The 15,799-nt window shown below is 68.0% G+C and carries 16 protein-coding genes; 10 read left to right on the top strand and 6 right to left on the bottom strand.

Features of this window, described 5'->3' with window-relative positions; all coding sequences use genetic code 11:
• Positions 1-6 precede the first annotated feature (6 nt).
• The 5 genes from ACP7BH_RS07360 to dxs all read left to right on the top strand — a co-directional run bounded on the left by ACP7BH_RS07360 (position 7) and on the right by dxs (position 4,859).
• Complete coding sequence (locus tag ACP7BH_RS07360; RefSeq protein ID WP_425982526.1) at positions 7-930, top strand: histone deacetylase family protein; 924 nt, start codon at positions 7-9, stop codon at positions 928-930.
• Positions 931-971: 41 nt separating this feature from the next.
• Positions 972-1,634: a histidine phosphatase family protein gene (locus ACP7BH_RS07355; RefSeq protein WP_425982528.1), complete on the top strand. Its 663-nt coding sequence runs from the start codon at positions 972-974 to the stop codon at positions 1,632-1,634.
• 47 nt (positions 1,635-1,681) lie between these two features.
• On the top strand, positions 1,682-1,933 hold the full coding sequence (locus ACP7BH_RS07350; protein WP_008260204.1) for an exodeoxyribonuclease VII small subunit: 252 nt from the start codon (positions 1,682-1,684) through the stop codon (positions 1,931-1,933).
• A 79-nt stretch (positions 1,934-2,012) separates the two neighbouring features.
• Entirely contained in the window at positions 2,013-2,888 is an 876-nt protein-coding gene (locus ACP7BH_RS07345; RefSeq protein ID WP_135195623.1) for a polyprenyl synthetase family protein, read from the top strand.
• Positions 2,889-2,945: 57 nt separating this feature from the next.
• On the top strand, positions 2,946-4,859 hold the full coding sequence (gene dxs / locus ACP7BH_RS07340) for a 1-deoxy-D-xylulose-5-phosphate synthase (RefSeq protein WP_425984777.1): 1,914 nt from the start codon (positions 2,946-2,948) through the stop codon (positions 4,857-4,859).
• 17 nt (positions 4,860-4,876) lie between these two features.
• Here dxs and ACP7BH_RS07335 read toward each other — a convergent pair whose 3' ends face one another.
• Both ACP7BH_RS07335 and gcvA read right to left on the bottom strand, forming a co-directional pair.
• Positions 4,877-5,608: an NYN domain-containing protein gene (locus ACP7BH_RS07335; RefSeq protein WP_425982530.1), complete on the bottom strand. Its 732-nt coding sequence runs from the start codon at positions 5,606-5,608 to the stop codon at positions 4,877-4,879.
• Between the two features lie 32 nt (positions 5,609-5,640).
• The gene (gene gcvA / locus ACP7BH_RS07330) at positions 5,641-6,570 is read right to left on the bottom strand and encodes a transcriptional regulator GcvA (protein ID WP_409713234.1); all 930 of its coding nucleotides are present in this window, start codon (positions 6,568-6,570) and stop codon (positions 5,641-5,643) included.
• 124 nt (positions 6,571-6,694) lie between these two features.
• On the opposite strand from gcvA, the gene cysG reads away from it, so the two are divergent.
• Genes cysG through ACP7BH_RS07305 form a run of 5 tightly spaced genes read left to right on the top strand, consistent with a single transcriptional unit; the run spans position 6,695 to position 12,119 of the window.
• On the top strand, positions 6,695-8,080 hold the full coding sequence (gene cysG / locus ACP7BH_RS07325; RefSeq protein WP_425982532.1) for a siroheme synthase CysG: 1,386 nt from the start codon (positions 6,695-6,697) through the stop codon (positions 8,078-8,080).
• Positions 8,077-8,352 carry a DUF2849 domain-containing protein gene (locus tag ACP7BH_RS07320; RefSeq protein ID WP_425982534.1) on the top strand — a complete coding sequence of 92 codons (276 nt, stop codon included), beginning with the start codon at positions 8,077-8,079 and terminating at the stop codon, positions 8,350-8,352. Before cysG ends, ACP7BH_RS07320 begins: the two co-directional genes overlap by 4 nt.
• Positions 8,352-10,022 (top strand): nitrite/sulfite reductase, encoded by a 1,671-nt coding sequence (locus ACP7BH_RS07315; protein ID WP_425982537.1) that lies wholly within the window; start codon positions 8,352-8,354, stop codon positions 10,020-10,022. The genes ACP7BH_RS07320 and ACP7BH_RS07315 overlap by 1 nt, the downstream gene beginning before the upstream one ends.
• Positions 10,006-11,085: a phosphoadenylyl-sulfate reductase gene (locus ACP7BH_RS07310; RefSeq protein ID WP_425982539.1), complete on the top strand. Its 1,080-nt coding sequence runs from the start codon at positions 10,006-10,008 to the stop codon at positions 11,083-11,085. The genes ACP7BH_RS07315 and ACP7BH_RS07310 overlap by 17 nt, the downstream gene beginning before the upstream one ends.
• 35 nt (positions 11,086-11,120) lie before the next feature.
• Entirely contained in the window at positions 11,121-12,119 is a 999-nt protein-coding gene (locus ACP7BH_RS07305; RefSeq protein ID WP_425982542.1) for a cysteine synthase A, read from the top strand.
• Between the two features lie 43 nt (positions 12,120-12,162).
• On the opposite strand, the gene ACP7BH_RS07300 is transcribed toward ACP7BH_RS07305, so the two are convergent.
• The 4 genes from ACP7BH_RS07300 to flgH form a co-directional block, all read right to left on the bottom strand.
• A complete protein-coding gene (locus ACP7BH_RS07300; protein ID WP_425982545.1) occupies positions 12,163-13,944 on the bottom strand; it encodes a DUF885 domain-containing protein in 1,782 nt (593 codons plus the stop codon).
• Between the two features lie 49 nt (positions 13,945-13,993).
• The gene (locus ACP7BH_RS07295; RefSeq protein WP_425982547.1) at positions 13,994-14,497 is read right to left on the bottom strand and encodes a hypothetical protein; all 504 of its coding nucleotides are present in this window, start codon (positions 14,495-14,497) and stop codon (positions 13,994-13,996) included.
• 7 nt (positions 14,498-14,504) lie between these two features.
• Positions 14,505-14,933, bottom strand: a complete 429-nt coding sequence (locus tag ACP7BH_RS07290) for a hypothetical protein (protein ID WP_425982549.1) — start codon at positions 14,931-14,933, stop codon at positions 14,505-14,507.
• A 131-nt stretch (positions 14,934-15,064) separates the two neighbouring features.
• Positions 15,065-15,787 carry a flagellar basal body L-ring protein FlgH gene (gene flgH, locus ACP7BH_RS07285; RefSeq protein ID WP_425982552.1) on the bottom strand — a complete coding sequence of 241 codons (723 nt, stop codon included), beginning with the start codon at positions 15,785-15,787 and terminating at the stop codon, positions 15,065-15,067.
• Positions 15,788-15,799: the final 12 nt, after the last annotated feature.

The raw sequence follows: 15,799 nt of genomic DNA, 5'->3' as shown, positions 1-15,799 counted from the left end.
CCCGCCATGAACCAACTGCCGATCTTCACCCATCCATCGATGCTGTCTCACGCGCCCGGCGCGGGACATCCCGAAAGTCCCGAGCGTCTGAAGGCGGTGCTGGACGCCCTGGCCGAGGCCGGGCTCGCCGGCGACCGGCGTGCGGCGACGCCGGCCGAGGTCGTTGATCTGGAGCGGGTGCATCCGGCCGCCTATGTCGCGCGCCTGCTGGACGCGTCGCCGGTCAAGGGGATGATCCAACTGGACGCCGACACCATGCTTTCGCCCGGCAGCGTGCCGGCCGCGAGGCTGGCGGCGGGCGCAGCGATCGACGCGGTGCGGGCCGTGGCGCGGGGCGAGATGAACCGCGCCTTCGCCGCCGTGCGCCCGCCCGGCCACCATGCCGAACCGGATCGCGCCATGGGGTTCTGCCTGTTCTCCTCCGTCGCCGTCGCGGCGCGCGTGGCTCAATCCGAAGGGATGGCGCGGGTGGCGGTGGTGGATTTCGACGTTCACCACGGCAACGGCACCCAGGCCGCGTTCGAAGACGACGACAGCCTGTTCCTGGCCTCCATCCACCAGATGCCGCTCTATCCCGGCACGGGCGCGGCGTCCGAAACCGGCGTCGGCAATATCGTCAACGCCCCGGTCGTTCCCCATGCGGCGCGAGAAGACTGGCGCGCGACCTTCGCCGGCGGGCTGATGCCGGCGCTGGAATCGTTCCGGCCGGACCTGATCCTGATATCGGCCGGTTTCGACGCCCACAGGCGCGATCCGCTGGCGCATCAGTCGCTGGAAGCCGAGGATTTCGCCTGGGCGACGCGTGCGATTCTGGAGGTCGCGCGTCGGACGTGTTCGGGCAAGGTTGTGTCGGCGCTTGAGGGCGGTTACGACCTTGAAGGACTAGGCCGCTCTGCGGTCGCCCACGTCGCCGCGCTCGGGGAGGACTGAGGACGCTTAACGCCTTGAAACCAAAGGCCCGTCCGTTTGTCATGTCAGCCCCCGCCCTGTCCCTCGATTCGACCGAACCGTCCGTGTCCCCGCCTGACGGCGCGGGATCCGTCGGCGCGCTTGTGGCCCTGCGACCCGGCGCCATCACCCTGACGCGCCACGGCGAGCCGGCCCTGTCGCGCAAATGCCTGATCACGGCGCGCCAGTACGGCGAGTGGTGGGCGAAATACGAGATCGGCGGTCTGCTGGCCGGCCAGACGCCCCCGCCGGAACTGGTCGCCGCCGCGCAAGGCGCCGGCGCCATCTACGCCTCGACCCGTCAGCGCGCCCAGGAAACCGCCGCCGCCGCCGCCGCCGGGCGCGAGGTGATGGCCGACGTGATGTTCATCGAGGCGCCCCTGCCGCCGCCGCCGATTCCGGAATGGATCAAGCTGTCGCCCAAATGGTGGGGCGTGGTGTCGCGCTTCTGGTGGCACGCCTTCGACCATCACGACGGACAGGAGACCCGCGCCCAGGCCGAGGCGCGCGCCGATCAGGCGGCGCGCAAGCTGATCGCGCGGGCCGAGAGCGGCCAGGACGTGCTGGTCTTCGCCCACGGCTATTTCAACCATATGGTCGGTCGCGCGCTGAAGGGCGAGGGCTGGAAACTGGTCCACAACCAGGGCTTCAAATACTGGTCCCAGCGGCGCTACGAGAAACGATAGCCGCTTCTGACGTTGATGCGGCGGTTGCGCCCCATTAGGGTCCGCGCATGACCGACACCGCCGCCGCCATCCCCGCCGACCTCAGCTTCGAAGACGCCCTGCAGCGGCTGGAGACCATCGTGTCCCGCCTGGAGTCCGGCCAGGCGCCGCTGGAAGAATCCATTGCCCTGTACGAAGAGGGCGCCAAGCTGAAGGCCCACTGCGAGGCGCGCCTGAAGGCGGCCCAGCTGCGCGTCGAGAAGATCGTCGTCGGCCCCGACGGTCAGGCCAAGGGTGTCGAGGCGGCGTCGTTCGAATGATCAATCTGTTCCGCGTCAGGTCGGCAATGGGCGGCCGGTCTTGAACCGCGTCATCGCCGCCAACTCGCCGGAACAGGCGGTGATCGACCGCGTGGCCGAGGTCGCCGATCTGGTCACGGTCGCGCTGGATGAACTGCTGCCGCGCGCGGAGGGCCCCGAATCGCGCCTGACCGAGGCCATGCGCTATGCGGCGCTGGGTCCCGGCAAACGGCTGCGGCCGTTCTTTGCGCTGGAGGCCGCGCGCCTGTTCGACATCGACGAGCGGTCGGTGCTGCGCGCCGCCTGCGCCCTGGAATGCGTCCACGCCTACAGCCTGGTTCACGACGACCTGCCGTGCATGGACGACGACGACATGCGCCGGGGCCGCCCCACGGTTCACCGCGCCTATGACGAGGCGACGGCGGTGCTGGCCGGCGATGCGCTTCAGACCGCCGCCTTCGACATCATCCTGCATGAAGACACCCACGACGATGCGGCCGTGCGGTGCGAACTGGCCGCGCGGCTGTCGCTGGCGTCCGGGGCGCGCGGCATGGCGGGCGGTCAGATGATCGATCTGCTGGGCGTGCGTGACGACCTGGGCGGCGTCGCGCGAATGCAGCGGCTGAAGACCGGCGCACTGTTCGCCTATGCGTTCGAAATCCCCTTGATCATCGCCGACGCCTCCATGTCGCAGCAGCATGCCCTGATCAGCTTCGCCCACGATGTCGGCCTGGCCTATCAGATCGTCGACGACCTGCTGGACGCCGAAGGGTCGGCCGAGGAGATGGGCAAGGCGGCGGGCGGCAAGGACGCGGCCCTGGGCAAGACCAATTTCGTCACCCTTCTGGGTCTGGAAGCGGCGCGACACAGGGTCGCGCATCTCGCAAACCAAGCCCGCTCGCACCTTGAGCCGTTCGGCGAGGACGCCGAAATCCTCAGGGCCAGCGTGGACTTTGTGCTAAAGCGCCGGTCCTGATACGAAACGTTGACGCGACCTGCGGGTTGATCAATCAGACTTTCCAAGGTTTTACGGCTGATGCCCGACACCCCGCTTCTCGACACCGTCAAATTCCCGGCCGACACCCGGGCCTTCGATATCGCCCAGCTGAAACAGCTGGCGCAGGAAGTGCGGGCCGAGACGATCGATGCGGTGTCCGTCACCGGCGGTCACTTGGGTGCGGGTCTGGGGGTGGTCGAACTGACCACGGCGCTGCACCATGTGTTCGAGACGCCCAAGGACATCCTGATCTGGGACGTCGGGCATCAGTGCTATCCGCACAAGATCCTGACCGGACGGCGCGACCGCATCCGCACCTTGCGCCAGGGCGGCGGCCTGTCGGGCTTCACCAAGCGCAGCGAGAGCGAATACGATCCGTTCGGCGCCGCCCATGCCTCGACCTCGATCAGCGCCGCCCTGGGCTTCGCCGCCGCGCGTGATCAGAAGGGCGAGAAGAACCGCGTCGTGGCGGTGATCGGCGACGGCTCCATGTCGGCCGGCATGGCCTATGAGGCGATGAACAACGCCGCCGAGGCGACCAGCGGCCAGCTGATGGTCATCTTGAACGACAACGACATGTCCATCGCGCCCCCGGTGGGCGGGATGAGCGCCTATTTAGCCGGCCTGGTGTCGGGCGGGGCCTATCAGAACGTCCGGCGGCTGGGCAAATCCGTCGCCCAGCACCTGCCGCGCCCCTTCCGCAAGGCGGCCAAGAAGGCCGAGGAATATGCACGCGGCATGGTCACCGGCGGCACCTTCTTCGAGGAACTGGGCTTCTACTACGTCGGTCCCATCGACGGGCACGACATGGACAATCTGGTGCCGATCCTGAAGAAGGCGGCCGCCATCGAGGACCGGCCGGTGCTGGTTCACGTCGTGACGCAAAAGGGCAAGGGCTACACCCACGCCGAAAGCAGCGCCGACAAGCTGCATGCCGTGGTCAAGTTCGACGTGGTGTCGGGCAAACAGGCCAAGGCCATCTCCAACACGCCCAGCTACACCAAGGTGTTCGGGACCGAGCTGATCAAACACGCCAGGATCGATCCGTCGATCGTGGCGATCACGGCGGCCATGCCGTCGGGCACCGGGCTGGACCTGTTCGGTCAAGCCTTCCCGGAGCGCACCTATGATGTCGGCATCGCCGAACAGCATGCGGTGACCTTCGCGGCGGGGCTGGCGGCGGACGGGATGAAGCCGGTCTGCGCCATCTATTCGACCTTCCTGCAACGCGGCTACGACCAGGTGGTCCACGATGTGGCCATCCAGTCGCTGCCGGTGCGGTTCGCCATGGACCGTGCAGGTCTGGTCGGTTCGGACGGAGCGACCCATGCGGGATCGTTCGATATCGGCTTCATGGGCGCGCTGCCCGGCATGGTGCTGATGGCCGCCGCCGACGAGGCCGAATTGGCGGCGATGATCTCGACAAGCCTTGCCATCGACGACCGGCCCAGCGCCTTCCGCTATCCGCGCGGCGACGGCGTGGGCTTGGAAATCCCCGAGCTTGCCGCCCCGCTGGAGATCGGCAAGGGCCGGATCGTGCGCGAGGGGACCTCGGTCGCGATCCTCAGCCTGGGCACCCGCCTGCAGGAATCGCTGAAGGCGGCGGACATGCTGGCGGCCAAGGGTGTGTCGGCGACGGTGGCGGACGCCCGTTTCGCCAAGCCGCTGGACGCCGACATGATCCTGCGTCTGTCGCGCGAGCACGAGGCCCTGATCACGGTCGAGGAGGGTGCCATGGGCGGCTTCGGCGCCTTCGTGCTGCAACTGCTGGCCGAGAAGGGCGCGTTGGACGGCGGACTCAAGATCCGCACCCTCAACCTGCCCGACGTGTTCCAGGATCAGGATGCGCCGATGGCTATGTATGCCGAGGCCGGCCTGAACGCCGAACATATCGCCGCCGCCGCGCTTCAGGCCCTGGGCGTGTCCGCCAGTCAGGCCGTCAGAGCCTAAAGCCGGGGCCTAGAGCCCTAGGCGCGGTCGCGGATCCGCATCGCGCCGCGCTCGCCGGTCTCGACCTCGAACCTGCCCGTCGCGCGGATCAGGTCCGATAGCTTGGCGTAGCCATAGGTGCGCTGATCGAAGTCGGGATGGGCGTTGCGCAGTCGATTGCCGATGCCGCCCACCGCCACCCAGCCGTCACCGTCCTCGTCCATGTCGGCGATGATGGCCGCGATCAGACGCGCCGCCTCCGACGGCTTGCGCTTGGCCGCGCGGCTTTCCGCGACCGGGGACTTTGCGCCTGCTTCGGCCGGAATCGGGGAGATCAGGTTTTCTGTATAGATGAAGCGGGTGCAGGCCTGGCGGAAGCTTTCGGGCGTTTTCTGCTCGCCGAACCCATAGACATCGACGCCTTCCTCACGGATGCGGGCCGCCAGTCGGGTGAAGTCGGCGTCGGACGACACCAGGCAAAAGCCGTCGAACCGCCCCGAATGCAGCAGGTCCATCGCGTCGATGACCAGGGCGATGTCGCCAGAGTTCTTGCCCTTGGTATTGGCGAAATTCTGCTGGGGCTGGATGGCGAAACGGGCCAGAACCCGCGTCCAGCCGGCGATCTGCGGGCTGGCGAAGTCGCCGTAGATGCGCCGCGCCGAGGCCTCGCCTAGGGTGGCGATCTCGTTGAACAGCGCCTCGGCGATGCGGGCGGAGGCGTTCTCCGCATCGATAAGGACCGCGAGGCGAGGGGCCTTTTCGTCAGCCATGGCGGATGTCCTTTTCAATCTGAGGCCTGAGCCTACAGCTGACCCATCGTATTGTCGTGATCCACGGCCTGTTTCTTCAGCCAGCCGACGAAGGCGGTCGCGCTGGGCGACGGCGGACGATCACGGGGCTGGACGACGTAATAGGCGAAGCCGACCGCTTCCGACCCGTCCGGGAAGGGCGCCACCAGCCGCCCCGACGCCAGGTCTGCCTGGGCCAGGGTGCGTTTGGCCAGGGCCACGCCGCGCCCTGAAATGGCCGCCTCGATCAGCAGGCCCGACTGGTTGAAGCGCGAGCCCCGACGCGGGTCGGGATGACGAATGCCGCGCGCCTTCAACCACATGGCCCAGTCCGGTCGGCTGGGATCGCCGTCGTTGGACATGTCGTGCAGCAGGGTATGGCCGATCAGGTCGCCTGGCTTTCGGATCGGCTTGTCGCCGTCCATCAGCGACGGGGCGCAGACGGGCAGTACAGTCTCGGTCATCAGCCGGTCCACCGTCAGGCCGGGATAGTCGCCGGGGCCATAGCGAACGGCTAAGTCCACCTTGCCCTCGGTCAGGTCGGCCGGCTCCATGTCGGCCGAAATCCACAGCTCGATCTCGGGATGGGCGGTGTGAAAGTCGTCCATGCGCGGCATCAGCCATTTGGAGGCGAAGCCCGGCGCGACGCTGATCGAAACCTGTTTGCGGCGCGGCGGCTCGCGCAACAGGGCCGAGGCGTCCATCAGCCGTTCGAACCCTTCACGCAACAGGGGCACGGAAGATCGGCCCAGGTCGGTCAGCTGCAGGCCGCGCGCCTCGCGCACGAACAGGGGGCCACCGACGATGTCTTCCAACAGGCGGATCTGCTGGCTGACAGCGCCGGGCGTCACGGACAGTTCGTCGGCGGCGCGCGAGAAGTTCAGGTGACGCGCGGCGGCCTCGAAGGCGCGGAGAGCGTTGAGCGGGAGCAGGGAACGGGCCATCGCCGTTAGAAATCCTATCAGCGAGCCAAAGGCAATCTGGTTTGCGGCTCTGGACGGGGAAGACGAAGGTTCGCGCCCTGCCGTCGTCCCTGTTTCCTCTCCCGACGGCCCTGAAAGCAAGACGATGCGTGTATTTCTCGCCTCCATTCCGTTGGAGGCCGCCAAGATCGTGATCATCGGCGGCGGTGAACCCGCCTTGGCCAAGCTGCGACTGTTTCTGAACACGCCGGCGCAGCTGCTGTGGTTCGCGCCTGACGGGGCGCCGCCCCGGATGGAAATCCCGCTGAGCGCGCCGGCGCCGGTGCTGCGGACGCCCGAGGCCAAGGATCTGGCGGGCGCGCGGCTGGTCTTCATGGCGTTGGACGATGCGGATGAACTGGCGCGGCTGGGCGCCCTGGCGCGGGCGGCGGGGGCGCAGGTCAATGTGGTGGACAAGCCCCATCTGAGCGACTTCCAGACCCCGGCCCTGATTGATCGGGACGAGGTGGTGATCGGCATTGCGACCGGCGGATCGGCGCCCATCCTGGCGCGCGACATCCGCACGGCGGTCGAGGGCGTGCTGCCCGCCGGCCTGGCCAATGTCGCCCGGCTGGCGCGCGAGCTGCGCGACACGGTCAAGGCCAATGTGCCCGACTTCATGGCTCGGCGTCGGTTCTGGGAAAAGGCCTTCCGGGGACCGGCGGCCGATCTGGCGGCGGCGGGCCGTACGGCAGAGGCGCGGCGTGAAATGCTGCGGCTGTTGAATTCGGCCGCGCCGGAACAGGGCGTGGTCCATATCGTCGGGGCGGGGCCAGGCGATCCGGAGCTGCTGACCCTTAAGGCGCTGCGGGTGTTGCAGGACGCCGACGTCATTATTCACGACCGTCTGGTGCCGGACGCCGTGCTGGAGCGGGCGCGGCGCGACGCCAAACGCCTTTATGTCGGCAAGGCGCGCGGCGAACATTCGGTGCCCCAGGACCAGATCGAGGCCCTGATGATCGAAGAAGCTCGCGCCGGCCATCGGGTCGTGCGGCTGAAGGGCGGCGATCCCTTTGTCTTCGGACGCGGCGGCGAGGAGCTGGAGGCCATGCGCGCGGCCGGTGTGGCGGTCTTCGTGGTGCCGGGCGTGACGGCGGCCCTGGCCTGCGCGGCGTCGGCGGGCATTCCCCTGACCCACCGCGACCACGCCCAGGCGGTCACCTTCGTGACGGCCCAGGCCAAGCCCGGCGGGGTCGAGGCCGACTGGTCGCGACTGGCCGGGCCGAACCATACCCTGGCCATCTATATGGGCACGGACAGGGCCGAGGAGACGGCCGCCAATCTGATCGCGGCCGGGCGGTCCCCGTCGACCCCGGTGGCGGTGGTCGAGAACGGCAGCCGGCCGGACGAGCGGGTTCTGACCGGCCGTCTGGACGGGCTGGGCGCCCTGGTGCGCGGCGCGGCCCTGACCGGCCCGGCCCTGTTGTTCGTCGGCGAGACGGCGGCCTTCTCGGCGAGCCAGATCGACCAGCGGGACGAGGTGGCGGCGTGAAGATCGTGACGGCGAACCGCCTGTCGGACGGCCGGGTTATCTACGCGGGCCTAGACAATCAGCCGGTTGATCGGCTGGAACAGGCGTCTGTGCTGGATGAGGCGACGGCCGAGATCGTGCTGGCCGATGCGGCCGCGCGACCGGACATCTTCGTGAACCCCTATCTGGTCGAGGTTCAGGACCACACGCCTTCCGGCCGGGACCGGCTGAAGGAACGGATCCGTGCGACGGGGCCGACCGTGGGCAACAGCCTGGTGCGGGAGCCCGCCTGATGTATCGCTATGACGAGTTCGACCACGCCCTGGTACGTGAACGGGTCGAGGAGTTTTCCGACCAGGTGGCGCGCCGCGCGTCCGGCGCCCTGACCGAGGATGAGTTCAAGCCGTTGCGGCTGATGAACGGCGTCTATCTGCAACTGCACGCCTATATGCTGCGGGTGGCCATTCCCTATGGGACGTTCAACAGTCGGCAGATGCGCCAGCTGGCCCATATCGCCCGCACCTATGACAAGGGCTACGGCCATTTCACCACGCGCACGAACATCCAGTACAACTGGCCGGCCCTGACCGACCTGTCGGCGATCCTAAGCGATCTGGCCGAGGTCGAGATGCACGCCATCCAGACGTCTGGGAACTGCATCCGCAACACCACGACCGACGTCTTCGCCGGGGCGGCGGACGACGAGATCGAGGATCCGCGCCCCTGGTGCGAGATCATCCGCCAGTGGTCGACCATCCACCCGGAATTCAGTTTCCTGCCGCGCAAGTTCAAGATTGCGGTGATCGGGGCGGAGAAGGATCGGGCGGCGATCCGCACCCATGACGTGGGCCTTCAGATCGTGCGTGGCGAGGACGGCGGGACAGCCTTCCGCGTCTTCGTCGGCGGTGGGCAGGGGCGTCTGCCCCATATCGGCCAGGAGATCGCATCGGCCGTCCCGGCGGCGGACCTGCTGGCCTATCTGACCGCCCTACTGCGGGCGTGGAACCTGTTGGGACGGCGCGACAATATCCATAAGGCGCGGATCAAGATCCTGGTCGCCTCGGTCGGGCTGGAGGCCTTCCGCGAGGAGGTGGACAAGCACTACGCCACCCTGCGCCACGAAGACCTGCGGATCCCCGAGGAAGAGGCCGAGCGGATCAAGGCCTATTTCGCCCCGCCGCCGTTCGAAGACCTGCCCAAGGCCAGCGCACCGTTCGACCGCGCCCTGTTGGCCGATCCGGACTTCGCCCGGTTTGCGAGGAACAATGTGCGGCGTCACCGCCAGGCGGGCTATGCCTCCGTGGTTGTGTCGCTGAAGCCGGTCGGGGGCGTACCGGGCGACATCACGGCGGACCAGATGGACGCGGTGGCGGACCTGGCCGAGCGATACGCCTTCGACGAACTGCGCGCCGCCTATGAGCAGAATCTGGTCCTGCCGCATGTGAAGCTGGACGATGTGCCGGCGCTGTGGCGTGCGCTGCTGGAGGCGGGGCTGGCCACGGCCAACGCCGATCTGGCGACGGACGTCATCGCCTGCCCGGGACTGGACTACTGCAGCCTGGCCAACGCCCGGTCGATCCCGGTGGCCCAGGCTCTGTCGAAGCGGCTGGCCGACATGGACTATCAAGAGAGGCTGGGGCCGGTCCGGATCAATATGAGCGGGTGCATCAACGCCTGCGGCCACCACCACGTCGGCCACATCGGCGTGCTGGGCGTCGATCGCAAGGGCGAGGAATATTACCAGATCACCGTCGGCGGTTCACCCGACGAACAGGCGGCCCTGGGCGACATCGTCGGCAAGAGCCTGCCGGCGGACGAGGTCGCGCCCGCGATCCAGCGGACTCTGGACCGCTATCTTGAAATCCGCGCTGAGGGCGAGCGGTTTATCGACACGGTGCGCCGCGTCGGTCCCGATCCCTTCCGCGACGCCATCTATGAGACGCTCGATGCTGCAAACGCTTGAAGGGGTCCAGAACGGACCGCGGCTGTCGGTCACGACGCCGCTGGACGACGTCGAGGCGGCCGCCGCCGCGACCGACGTCCTGGTGCTGGAGTTCGACGCCTTTCGCGACGGACGCGGCTTCTCGCTGGCGGCGGTGTTGCGCGAGCGGGGCTATACCGGGCGGCTGATCGCGGCGGGCAAGGTGCTGCCGGACCAGGCGCGGCACCTGCGCCGCTCGGGCTTCGACGCGGTCGAACTGGCGCCGGGCGCGGACACGACGGCGTGGGCGCGGATGGATCAGGCGTTCAGCGGGTCTTATCAGCCGGCCGTCGATCCGGCGCCCACCATCTGGCAAAGGCGGCGGGCGGCGTTGAACGACCCCAACCTGCAAGGTCTGGCTGATAGGCTAAACCGCGAGACGGCGGGCAAGGATGCGTCGGAGATATTGAAGGCGGCTCTGGACCCGGCCCTGGGCTTGCGCGTCGGCGCCATATCCTCCTTCGGGGCGGAATCGGCGGCCCTGCTGCACATTGTCGCCGAGGCGGACCCCGACGTGCCGGTGGTCTTCCTCGAGACCGGCCAGCATTTCCTCCAGACCCTGTCCTATCGCACCCAGCTGACCAAGGCCCTGGGCCTGACCGACGTGCGGCTGGTGACGCCTGATGCGGACGAGAAGGCGAGGCTGGACGCCCGCGACGACCTTTGGCGGACCGACGCCGACGCCTGTTGCGATCTGCGCAAGGTGCGGCCGCTGGCGCGAGCGACAGCCGGGTTCAACGCCGTCATCACCGGGCGCAAACGCTATCAGGCCGCGACGCGGGCGAAGCTGAAGCCGTTCGAGGTGCTGGACGGGGTGCTGCGGATCAATCCGCTGGCGGACTGGGACGCCGACGACGTCGAGGCCTGGCTGGACGAGAACGATCTGCCGCGCCATCCGTTGGTCGAGCAGGGCTATCGCTCCATCGGCTGCTGGCCCTGCACGCGTGCCGTCGATGACGGCGAAGATGCGCGCGCCGGGCGCTGGTCGGGGATGGACAAGGTTGAGTGCGGCATCCACCTAGGCAAGCGTCAGGTCGCGGCCTGATCCCCTCCCGTTCGACCTCGCCTGAAAGCTGAAACGTGTCCGTCACACCGTCTGTCATCGACCTGATCGGCAATACGCCGCTGGTGCGCCTGAACCGCCTGTCCGACGAGACGGGCTGCGAAATCCTGGGCAAGGCCGAGTTCATGAACCCCGGCGGTTCGATCAAGGACCGCGCCGCCCTGTCGATCGTCCAGGGCGCGCGAACATCTGGGGCGCTGAAGCCCGGCGGGACCATCGTCGAGGGCACGGCGGGCAACACCGGCATCGGCCTGGCCCTGGTCGGCGCCGCACTGGGCCATCCGGTGGTCATCGTCATTCCCCGCACCCAGTCGGAAGAGAAGAAGTCGGCCATCCGTTCGCTGGGCGCGCGCCTGGTCGAGGTGGACGCCGCCCCCTTCTCCAGCCCAAACCATTTCGTCCATTATTCCGGGCGTTTGGCGGCCGAGTTGAACGAGAGCGAAGAGGCCGGCGCAATCTGGGCCAATCAGTTCGACAACACCGCCAACCGCGACGCCCACTACACGACGACCGGTCCGGAAATCTGGGACCAGACGGGCGGCGCGGTGGACGCCTTCGTCTCGGCCGTGGGATCGGGCGGCACCATCTCCGGCGTCGCCGCCTATCTGCGCGAGCGCAAGCCGGAGGTGAAAATCGCCCTGGCCGATCCGGCCGGCGCTGCCATGTTCAACTGGTTCACCAAGGGCGAGATGACGGGCGAGGGCTCGTCGATCACCGAGGGGATCGGGGTGGCGCGGATCACCGGCAATCTGGACGGCTTCAAGCCGGACCACGCCTACCGGATCGAGGACGCGGAGTTCCTGCCGATCCTGTTCGACCTGGTGAAGTACGAAGGCCTGTCGCTGGGCGGATCGGCCGGGGTCAATATCGCCGGCGCCGTACGGTTGGCGCGCGAGATCGGGCCGGGCAAGACCATCGTCACCTGCCTGTGCGATCCGGGCTCGCGTTATGCGTCCAAGCTGTTCAACCCGGAATTCCTGAAGTCGAAGGGGCTCCCGGTTCCGGAGTGGGCTTAAAAGCTCACCTCCCCATTCGCCTTCGCGAACGGGGAGGTGACGGCTATTTCTCCTCCGCGATCCAGGCGTCCATCCGCTGGTCCAGCAGCGCCAGCGGCAGCGGGCCCTCCGTCAGCAGCGCGTCGTGGAAGGTGCGGACGTTGAACTTCGGTCCCAGTTCGCGTTCAGCTCGCGCGCGGATCTCGCGCAGGCGGATCTCGCCGATCTTGTAGGCCGTGGCCTGACCCGGCCAGCCGATATAGCGCTGAAGCTCGGTCTCGATATTGTGGGGGGCCAGGGCCGAGTTGTCGCGGAAACAGGCGCGGGCTTGCTCTTCTGACCAGCCCATCCAGTGCAGGCCGGTGTCCGCGACGAGGCGACAGGCGCGCCACATCTCGTAGGACAGACGGCCGAACCGTTCGTAGGGGGTGCGGTAGAAGCCCATCTCCTCGCCCAGATATTCAGCGTACAGGCCCCAGCCCTCGGTGAAGGCGCTGACATTGGCCTGACGTCGGAAATAGGGTTGCCCCTCGGCTTCTTGCTGCAAGGCGATCTGGATGTGGTGGCCGGGGACCGCCTCATGCAGGGTCAGGGCGGGCAGTTCGTAGAGCGGGCGCTGGTTGAGCTTCGACGTGTTGACGACGTAGTGGCCGGCGACGCCGTTCTGCATCGAGCCGCCGTTATAGCGGCCAGTGGTGTAGTTTTCCTCGATCTGCGGCGGGACCGGCTGCACGTCGTAGGGCAGGCGGGGCAGGGTGGCGAACAGGGCCGGCAGGCCGCCGTCCGCGCGCTTGGCCATTTCCGAGGCCTTCTCGATCAGGGCCTCGCGCGTGGGGGCGTAGAACTGAGGGTCGGTGCGCAGAAAGGCCAGGAAGCCGGCGAAGTCGCCGGTCCAGCTCGCGGCCTTCATCTCGGCGTCCATGCGGGCGCGGATGCGAGCGACCTCCGACAGGCCGATCTGGTGGATCTGGTCCGGCGTCAGGTCCGTGGTGGTGTGGCCGCGCACCAGATAGGCGTACATCGCCTTACCGCCGGGACGGTTGCCGATGCCGGGTTCGACCGGCGCCTTTGGCAGATAGTCGGTCTCAAGGAAGGTCAGCCAGGCCTGACGGGCCGGGACGATGATCGTGGCGACCGCTGATGCGGCGTCCGCCGTCAGCCGGTCCTTGTCGGCCTGGGGCACGGTGGCGGGCAGGGTGGTCAGAGGCTTGAGCAAGGGCTCGGCGTCCGGCGCGATCGCCACGTCGTTGCGCGCCAGCGCCAGCGCGCTTTCTGTGACGGAGCGGGCCTGGACCAGGCCGGTCTCCAGGCCGCGCCGGGCGTTTTCGGTCGTCTGGGCGTAGATGTTTCCAAAGCCTTTTACGCGCCGGATATAGGCTTCGGCTTCCGCGACGGAGTTCAGCCGGGTGCTGCCGCCGATGTAGAGCGCCCAGGTTCCGGGGCCGCCCTCGCTGTCAAACGCCAGGCGCGACGTGTCGTAGTCCAGCCCCTCCAGGCTGCGGTTTAGGGTGTAGAGCAGGAAGGCGTGGTTGATGCCGCCGGCGTGGGAAAGACTTGCCGGGTCGATGGCCTTCAGCCGGGCGACGAAAGCCTCCAACGGCGCGCGCTGGGCCAGTTCGAACGCGCGCGACAGGTCGGGAAGACGGCCCATGGCCTCGACGTCGCCTTCTCCGCTGGCGGACAGAGGATCGACCGCCTTCAGATAGGTCTCGTAATCGACGATCAGGGCGTTCAACGCCGCGTCTGCCGGTGTGGCCGCGACGGCGGCGGGCGGCGTTTGGGCGACCGCGACCAGCGGCGACGTGCTCGCGAGCAAGGCGGCCACGGCCAAATGGGAAAACTTCATCACGCCCCTCCTCTTTAGGGGCGCACGCAAGCCGAGCGTGACCGATGCGTCAACCGCAGACGGTGAAGAACTGCTCGATTCCCGCCTTGGCGGCCGGGTGGGCGGCGTAGATTTGGCGCTCATCGTCAGACCAGGACGCGATCCAGCCCAGGCGGCGGAAACGTTGGAAGACCGGATCCTCGGTCTTGGCCTGGGCGGTCAGCAGTTCGCCGTCGTGCACGCCCGCCGGTTCCGAGGCGGCGGAGTAACGTTCGGTGTCGCCGCCCGATTCGAGATGGATTTCGCGGCCGGGCTTTTCGCTGGCCGCCGTCAGCTCCAATGCGCCGGAGCCGGCTTGGCAGCGCAGATGCAGTTTGACCTCGTCGCTATTGGCGACGCCGTAAGCCAGGATCGCTTCCGGCCCGTCGCGGTTCAGGAACCAGTCGTAGCCAGGCATGGGCGCCGGCGCGGGACCCGCCGCCGCCAGATTTGCGGCCGGGGCGGGCGCGTTGGTGGCGCAGGCCGCCAGGGCGGACAGGGCGATTACCGGCAGGATAAGGCGAGACAGACGCATGGGTTTCCTATCCGGCGCAGCGGTCGGCGAAGCGACGAAGCTTGGCCAGATGGGGGCGTTCGACCGTGATCGTGTCGGCGGCGTCGCCGACGGCGACGGTCATGCGGCCGGTCGCGACGAATGCGGAAAAGGCGGGGTGATCGACCGGGACTGCGGTCTCCAGCTTGCCGCCGCGCCCGACGCGGGCCTCGCTGGTGGCGGTCGCGCCTCCAGCGGTGATCCGCGCGAAACCGCTTTTCGCGTCTTCGGCATAGACTGCGACCGAGACGGCCCCCGAGCCCGGCTGGCACTGGAGGGTGGCGCGCAGATTTGCCGTGTCGGGAACCTCGTTGGCCAGCACCAGAGGGCCATCGCCCTCATAAAGGCTCCAGGTCCAAGCGGCCGTCGGTGCGGCCTGAAGGGCAACCGCCATCACGGCGGAAAGAATAAGCATCATGTGTCAGCCCCCGCCGACAACGCGCATCGCCGCGTCGCCCTCAATGTCGTCAGACCCGGCCGCAACCGCAATAGACCAGACCGCCGCATCAAGGCTGAACGCGGTTATCCGTCAACGGTTCACGGCGGCGATCAGAACGGGCTGAAACGCTCGACCAGAGCCTGGGCGGCCGGTGCGCCTTGAACGCGGCTGATGTCACCGCGACCGCCGTAGGAGATGCGGGCCTCGGCGATCTGGGTGTGGTTGATGGCGTTGGCGGACGAAATGTCCTCGGGCCGCACGATGCCGGCGACGGTCAGTTCGCGGACCTCGCGGTTGGTGCGCACTTCCTGCCGACCTTGGATGACCAGATTGCCGTTGGCCAGAACGTCGGTGACGACAGCGGCGATGGTCAGGGAGACTTTCTCGGCGCGCGTGACCGAGCCGTTGCCTGCCGACTTCAGATCGCCTTCCATCCCGACCATGGCCGACGGGTCGAATCCGCCGGGGAAGGCGCGGCCCAGGCTGCTTTCAAGGCCGAACAGGTTGTTGACGCCGCCGCTGATCTCGTTCGAGCGCGACCGCTGGGTCGAGTTCTGGGTCTGGGCGCGGTCGTCGATGTCGATCTTGACCGTCAGGATGTCGCCGATGTGCCGCGCGCGCTGGTCGCCGAAGAAGGTGCGGGCGCCGGTGCGCCACAGGCTGTTGGCGCTGGCGGGGGCGGTGTCGCGCGCCGGCAGATAGGCCTGCTGCGCCGGGATCAGGGCGGCGGGATAGCCGATGGGGGCCAGTTCGGGACCGCGCACCGTCTCGGCGACGGTGGAGCAGGCGGCCAGCGGGGCCAGGACGGCGAGGATCAGGATGGTCTTACGCATGACGAGGATTCC

Origin of the sequence: Brevundimonas sp. TWP2-1 (genome assembly GCF_049897645.1) — a bacterium.
Lineage (GTDB): Bacteria > Pseudomonadota > Alphaproteobacteria > Caulobacterales > Caulobacteraceae > Brevundimonas.
This window is presented reverse-complemented; position numbering and strand designations above follow the sequence as displayed.